We start from the raw sequence: 6,442 nt of genomic DNA, 5'->3' as shown, positions 1-6,442 counted from the left end.
CAGACACCGCAGACACCGCAGGCCTCGCCGACGGGGCAGCCTGCCCCGGGCCTGCCCCAGCAGCCCACCGCTTTCCGGCAGTCGGCCGACACGCCCATGGCCGTCGGGTCCGGCGGCGGTCAGCCCTCCTGGGCGCAGCAGGTGCACAGGCTGGCCGGCGGGGACGGCGAGCAGCCGGTCGCCCCCTGGAAGCCGGTGGTGGAGGACCCGTTCCAGGCGGTCGCCCGACGGCAGGCGGAGGCCCGCCCCGCCGGGCTCGGCCGGCGGCTGGTGGCCCGCCTCGTGGACAGCGCGATCGTCGGTTCCGTCACGGCCGTGGCCGCGGTCCCGTTCGGCACCAAGGCGCTCGACCACATCGACGGGAAGATCGACGCGGCCAGGCTCTCCGGCGAGAAGGTCACCGTCTGGCTGCTCGACGGCACGACCTCGGTGTACCTGGGCATCATCCTGGGCGTCCTGTTCGTGGTGAGCGCCCTCTACGAGGTGCTGCCCACCGCCAAGTGGGGCCGCACCCTCGGCAAGAAGCTGCTCCGCCTGGAGGTGCGGGACATCGAGGGCCACGAGCCCCCGTCGTTCGGCGGGTCCCTGCGCCGCTGGCTCGCCCACACCGTCCCCGGTCTGCTCGGCATCGGTGTCGTCGGCGTCCTGTGGTGTGTGATCGACAAGCCGTGGCGCCAGTGCTGGCACGACAAGGCGGCCCACACCTTCGTCGCCGGCGAGTAGCCGTACTCCGTACGGCCCCGTGCCGGATGCGGAGCCGGGGGGTTCGCGGTCGACTCGGGCCATGAGCAGTGAACCGCCGCCCTTCGGCTCCGGTCGGTCCCCGGACGACGACGACCCGTTCAGGAAGCAGCCTCCGCCGGACCAGGACGGCGGCTCCCCGCACGGCACCCCACCCGGAGAACCGCCCTACGGCAGCCAGTCGCCCCCGTACGGGAACGAGCCGCCGCCCTACGGCGGTGGCGGACCCTACGGCGGTGACCCGTACGGCGGTGACCCCTACGGCGGCGGTTCCTTCCCCAACGACCCGCTCCTGGGGATGCCGCCGCTCGCCGACAGCGGCAAGCGGGTGCTCGCCCGCCTCATGGACATGATCCTCGTGGGCATCGTGGTGGGGCTGCTGGCCTGGGCGTTCAGGATCAGCCAGTACACCGTCGACACCGACGACTTCGAGTTCAGCAGGTCCGTGGGGCAGGAAGTGCTCGCCGCGGTCCTCTACATCACGTACGACACGTTCTTCACGGTCAGGAACGGTCAGACCCTCGGCAAGCGGGTGATGAAGCTCCGGGTGGCGAACCTCAGCGACGGCAACACGCCCTCGACGCAGACCTCGCTGCTGCGCGCGGCGGTGCTGTGGATCCCCTTCGCCTTCTGCTGCGCCTGCGTCTGGACGGCGATCGCGGGCGGCTGGAGCTTCTTCGACAAGCCGTACAAGCAGGGTCTGCACGACAAGGCGGCCAAGACGGTGGTGGTCAGCACGGAGTGAGGCGGGCGGCAGCCCGGGGGAGGCGACGGGAGGCCGGGACACGACGGGAGCCCGGGAGGCGGCGGGGAGCCGTGGGGAACGGCGGGTCGGCGTCCCACGGACTCGCACAGAACGGTGGGTCCGTGGAACACGGGCCCACCGTCACGTTTCCGCGCGGCGTCCCGGTAGGTCGCCGAAAGAGGTTCAGGAAGCCGTCGGCTCGTGCACCGGTTCCCGCTCCCGGACCGGCTCGGGCGCCGGGCCCGCCGGAACGGTCGCCGGGGCCTTGACCCGGTTCCCGGCGGTGACGGTGGAGGCCCTCGCCGAGGCCGGCTTGGGCAGCGGCACGGTCAGGGAGACGAGGAGGCCCAGGGCGAGGGCGGAGAGGGCGATCACCGCGATCCCCACGCCGGAACTCGTCTGTGACAGCAGCAGCATGGCGAGGGTGGACAGGATCACGGTGCAGGAGCCGTAGGCGAGCTGTGCGGTCGTCGGACGAGGCATGGCAATCGTGTCCTCGGGTGGGGTTCTCCCCGTGCCTCTCGCGCTGAGGGGAGGTTGCGGATACGAATCAAAGGTGAAGCAGTGCTGTCGGCTTGGCTTCCGCCGACGTCCGGCGCTCCGCCAATCGACTCTATTCGCCAGGGTGCCCGAGGGGAACGACGGGTAAGCGTGACCTGACCCACGGGCATGGGGGCACAGGGGGCGCACCGAGTCATGGGGTCCAGGAAGTGGACGCATATGCGCGCCGGTTGGCGGCGGTACATAACGTCCGCATAACGAACAAGCGCTTCCCATAGACGCATTAGCGCCTTGACCTGTGCAAGTCAAGATCTGTTTTTTCTCTCGAAACTCCAGTCGAATGTCGTCACTTGACTACACGCGTATACCGCCCGCGGACTTCCTCCACGACCAGGACATCCCCTCCGCGCGGACGGGCGCGGGGGAGGACCTCAAGTGACCAGTAGACCCTGGACGTTCAGGGCGGCGGCGATCAGCGTCGCCATGGCGACGGCCGCGGCCACCTTCTCGACCTACGCGGTGGCGCAGGACGGGGACGGCAAGTCGGCAGCCGCCGCGAACCGCCACGACCCGGCGGACCACGCCGGGCACGGCGAGCACGACCATGACCTCGAAGGCCCCATGAGCAAGACTCAGGAGGCCCAGCGCGAGGAAGCTCTCAAGCAGGTCATATCCGGCGACGCCACGGTCAAGAACCGTGACGGCTCAAAGGTCGTGAAGCTCAAGAGCAAGAAGGGCCAGAGCAAGTACGTCGAGCTCGGCCGCGAGAAGACCGACAAGATCTTCACGATCCTCGTCGAGTTCGGCGACCAGATCGACAGCCAGTACGGCGGCACGCCCGGCCCGCTGCACAACAAGATCGCCAAGCCGAACCGCAAGAAGGACAACTCCACGGCTTGGAAGGCGGACTACAACCGCAAGCACTTCCAGGACATGTACTTCGGCACCGGCAAGAAGACCGAGTCGATGAAGAAGTACTACGAGAAGCAGTCCTCGGGCCGCTACTCGGTCGAGGGCACGGTCTCGGACTGGGTCAAGGTGCCCTACAACGAGGCCCGCTACGGCAACAACAAGTGCGGTCAGACGAACTGCACCAGCGTGTGGAACGTCGTCAGCGACGGTCTGACCTCCTGGGTCGCCCAGCAGAAGGCGGCCGGGCGCACCGACGCGCAGATCAAGGCCGAGGTCGCCAAGTACGACAAGTGGGACCGTTACGACTTCGACGGCGACGGCGACTTCAACGAGCCCGACGGTTACATCGACCACTTCCAGATCGTGCACGCCGGTGAGGACGAGTCCGCCGGCGGCGGCGCGCAGGGCACGGACGCCATCTGGGCCCACCGCTGGTACGCGTTCGGCACCGACGCCGGTGTGAGCGGCCCCGAGGGCAACAAGCTCGGTGGCGCCAAGGTCGGTGACACGGGCATCTGGGTCGGCGACTACACCATCCAGCCGGAGAACGGCGGCCTCGGTGTCTTCGCCCACGAGTACGGCCACGACCTCGGTCTGCCGGACCACTACGACACCACGGGCAACGGCGACAACTCCACGGGTTTCTGGACCCTGATGTCGTCCGGCTCCTGGCTCGGCACCGGCAAGAACGAGATCGGTGACCTGCCCGGCGACATGACCGCCTGGGACAAGATGCAGCTGGGCTGGCTCAACTTCGACACCGCCAAGGCCGGCAAGCAGTCCACGCACAAGCTGGGTCTCGCCGCGTACAACACCTGGGACAAGCAGGCCCTCGTGGTCGAGCTGCCCCAGAAGAAGGTCACCACCGAGATCGTCGAGCCCGCCGAGGGCTCTGGTCAGTGGTGGAGCGGCAGCGGTGACAACCTCTCCAACACCCTGACCCGTTCCGTGGACCTCACGGGCAAGTCGTCCGCCGCGCTCACCCTCGACGGCTGGTTCGACATCGAGGCCGAGTACGACTACCTCTACACCGAGGTGTCGACGGACGGCGGCGCCAACTGGACCGCGGTCGACGGCACGGTGGACGGCGCGGCGATCCCGAAGGACGCCAGCGGCAAGCCGGCGCTGACCGGTTCCTCCGGCGCGTACAAGAAGCTGTCGTACTCGCTGGACGCCTACGCGGGCAAGAAGTTCGACCTGCGCTTCCGCTACCAGACGGACGGCGGCGTCGCCCCCAAGGGCTTCGCGGCCGACCGCATCTCCGTGGTCGCCGACGGCGGCGCCCTGTTCACCGACAACGCGGAGAGCACGGACGCGGCCTGGGCCACGAAGGGCTTCTCCCGTATCGGCGCGTCCATCACGGACGACTACGCCCAGTACTACATCGCGGAGAACCGCCAGTACGTCTCGTACGACAAGACCCTCAAGGTCGGCCCGTACAACTTCGGCTTCTCGACCACGCGTCCGGACTGGGTGGAGCACTACCCGTACCAGAACGGTCTGCTGATCTGGAAGTGGGACACCTCGCAGGCGGACAACAACACCAGCACCCACCCGGGTGTCGGCCTGGTCCTCCCGATCGACTCCCACCCGAAGGCGCTCAAGTGGGCCGACGGCACGGTGATGCGCAACCGCATCCAGTCCTACGACTCGCCGTTCAGCCTGTACCGCACCGACGGCCTGAAGCTGCACAAGGCCGACGTGCTCACCACGATCCCGTCGTCGAAGGGTGTGTCGACGTTCAACGACCACACCAACACCTACTACGACGAGACGAACCCGACGGGCGGTGTCAAGATCACTGACACCAACACCAAGATCAAGATCGTCAAGGAGGCCAAGGACGGCTCCACGATCTCGCTCCTGGTCGGCCCCGCGGTGAAGTAACCAGCATTTCCGCAGGTCAGACCATGTCCGGCCGCGACCCCCTTGGCGGGTCGCGGCCGGACGTGTTTAGGTGCGTGCTGTGGCCTTCTTATTGACACTGACGCGCACGGGGGTGTGACCTGCATGGCCGTAGGAGGTTTCTGCAAGCTGCCGGACGGCAATGTCGTCGTCGCCCTGAACCTGCCGGCACCGCCGCCCCGGGACCCCGTCCCGGCCGGTCCGACCACCCGGGTCGAGGCGCCCGCACGGGCCCTGCCGGCCCACGCCGGGGGGCTCCCCGGGGTGTCCCCGGCGGACGACGGCTCGGTCCGGGTGCTGGTGCTGGCCGCGAACCGGGCCCGCGCCCTCACCCGGCTGCGCAACCTGGGACTGCGCGCGATCTACCTCCGCGGCAACGCGGCGCCCCCGACACCGGACGAGATCACGGCGGTGCTGCACCACCCAGACGGGCTGATATGGCGCACGTCGGCGGTCTGCCCCACGTCCACGACCCCGGAGCTCTGGCACCCCATCCGAGCCCTCCTGAGGAGGCCCCGGGCCCACGTCTGAGGTCGACAGGGCGTCTGCTGGGCGTCTGCGCGGAGCGGTGCCGCCGGAGGCGCCGGGTGCGCGGCCGCTCGCCGGGAGCGGGTGGGTGCTGGATGCGCGGCCGCTCGCCGGGAGCGGGTGGGTGCTGGATGCGCCGGGTGAACGTCCTGGGCCGGGTGGGCGCCGGGTTGCCTTTGCCGGGAGCGGGGGCGCGCGGGGTCAGACCACGGGCTTGCCCGTGAGTTCCACTCCCGCCTCGCGCAGCTCCTCCAGGGCGCGCTCCGTCGTCTCCTCGGCGACGCCCGCGGTCAGGTCCAGCAGGACCTGGGTGCGGAAGCCCGCTCTCGCGGCGTCCAGGGCGGTGGCGCGCACGCAGTGGTCCGTGGCGATGCCGACGACGTCGACCTCGTCGATGTCGCGGGCCCGCAGCCAGTCCGCCAAGGAGACGCCGTTCTCGTCGGCGCCCTCGAAACCGCTGTACGCGGCGGCGTACGCACCCTTGTCGAAGACGGCGTCGACCGCGCCGGAGGCGATCGCGGGGGCGAAGTTCGGGTGGAAGCCGACGCCCTCCGTGCCGGCGACACAGTGCGCCGGCCAGGAGTGGACGTAGTCAGGGTTGTCGGCGAAGTGGCCGCCCGGGGCGATGTGGTGGTCGCGGGTGGCCACCACATGCCGGTAGCCGGGGCCGGCCGCCTGGCCGATCAGCTCGGTGATGGCGGCGGCCACATCGGCACCGCCGGCCACCGCGAGGCTGCCCCCCTCGCAGAAGTCGTTCTGCACGTCAACGACGATCAAGGCGCGGCGCATGGTGTCGGTGTCCTTCGACTCTTCGACTCTGGGTCGATATGGGGTGGGTTTCCTGACGCGGGGAGCGTGCTGGCCCGGCCGATCCGCGGGACTACGAACTTCCGAGCCTAGAGACTTCCGAAGGCATTCGGGAGGGGGCATCCGGCGCTCGCCCGAGGCGCGGACCGGGGCACAGGCCGAGCACGCGGGCGCTGACCGGCTCACACCAGGGCACATCGGGCGCCCCCGCACCCGTCCGCTCCCTATGTGCGCCCGCAGCCCCCGCTCTCGCGTGGGCCGGCACCCCGATCCGCTCCCCGCGTGCGCCCGCGCCTGCTCGCT

Annotated in this window: 6 protein-coding genes; 4 read left to right on the top strand and 2 right to left on the bottom strand. The window is 69.7% G+C overall.

Annotation, left to right across the window (positions count from 1 at the left end; genetic code table 11):
* The coding region (locus AOK23_RS17670; RefSeq protein ID WP_240496426.1) for an RDD family protein at nucleotides 1-723 on the top strand (723 nt) is incomplete at its 5' end.
* 61 nt (nucleotides 724-784) lie between these two features.
* The gene (locus AOK23_RS17665; RefSeq protein WP_055713660.1) at nucleotides 785-1,486 is read left to right on the top strand and encodes an RDD family protein; all 702 of its coding nucleotides are present in this window, start codon (nucleotides 785-787) and stop codon (nucleotides 1,484-1,486) included.
* A 183-nt stretch (nucleotides 1,487-1,669) separates the two neighbouring features.
* On the opposite strand, the gene AOK23_RS17660 is transcribed toward AOK23_RS17665, so the two are convergent.
* Entirely contained in the window at nucleotides 1,670-1,969 is a 300-nt protein-coding gene (locus AOK23_RS17660) for a hypothetical protein (RefSeq protein ID WP_055520926.1), read from the bottom strand.
* A gap of 453 nt (nucleotides 1,970-2,422) precedes the next feature.
* Between AOK23_RS17660 and AOK23_RS17655 the strand changes: the two genes are divergently transcribed.
* Nucleotides 2,423-4,786, top strand: coding sequence for an immune inhibitor A domain-containing protein (locus AOK23_RS17655; protein WP_055713659.1), 2,364 nt, complete (start codon nucleotides 2,423-2,425; stop codon nucleotides 4,784-4,786).
* 123 nt (nucleotides 4,787-4,909) lie between these two features.
* On the top strand, nucleotides 4,910-5,335 hold the full coding sequence (locus AOK23_RS17650; protein ID WP_055713658.1) for a hypothetical protein: 426 nt from the start codon (nucleotides 4,910-4,912) through the stop codon (nucleotides 5,333-5,335).
* Between the two features lie 198 nt (nucleotides 5,336-5,533).
* Here the strand turns inward: AOK23_RS17650 and AOK23_RS17645 are convergent, their stop codons facing one another.
* Entirely contained in the window at nucleotides 5,534-6,121 is a 588-nt protein-coding gene (locus AOK23_RS17645) for an isochorismatase family protein (RefSeq protein WP_055541411.1), read from the bottom strand.
* Nucleotides 6,122-6,442: the final 321 nt, after the last annotated feature.

Origin of the sequence: Streptomyces torulosus (assembly GCF_001419765.1) — a bacterium.
GTDB classification, from domain to species: domain Bacteria; phylum Actinomycetota; class Actinomycetes; order Streptomycetales; family Streptomycetaceae; genus Streptomyces; species Streptomyces torulosus.
Note: the sequence above shows the minus strand (reverse complement) of the source record. Positions and strands in the feature narration are given on the sequence as shown.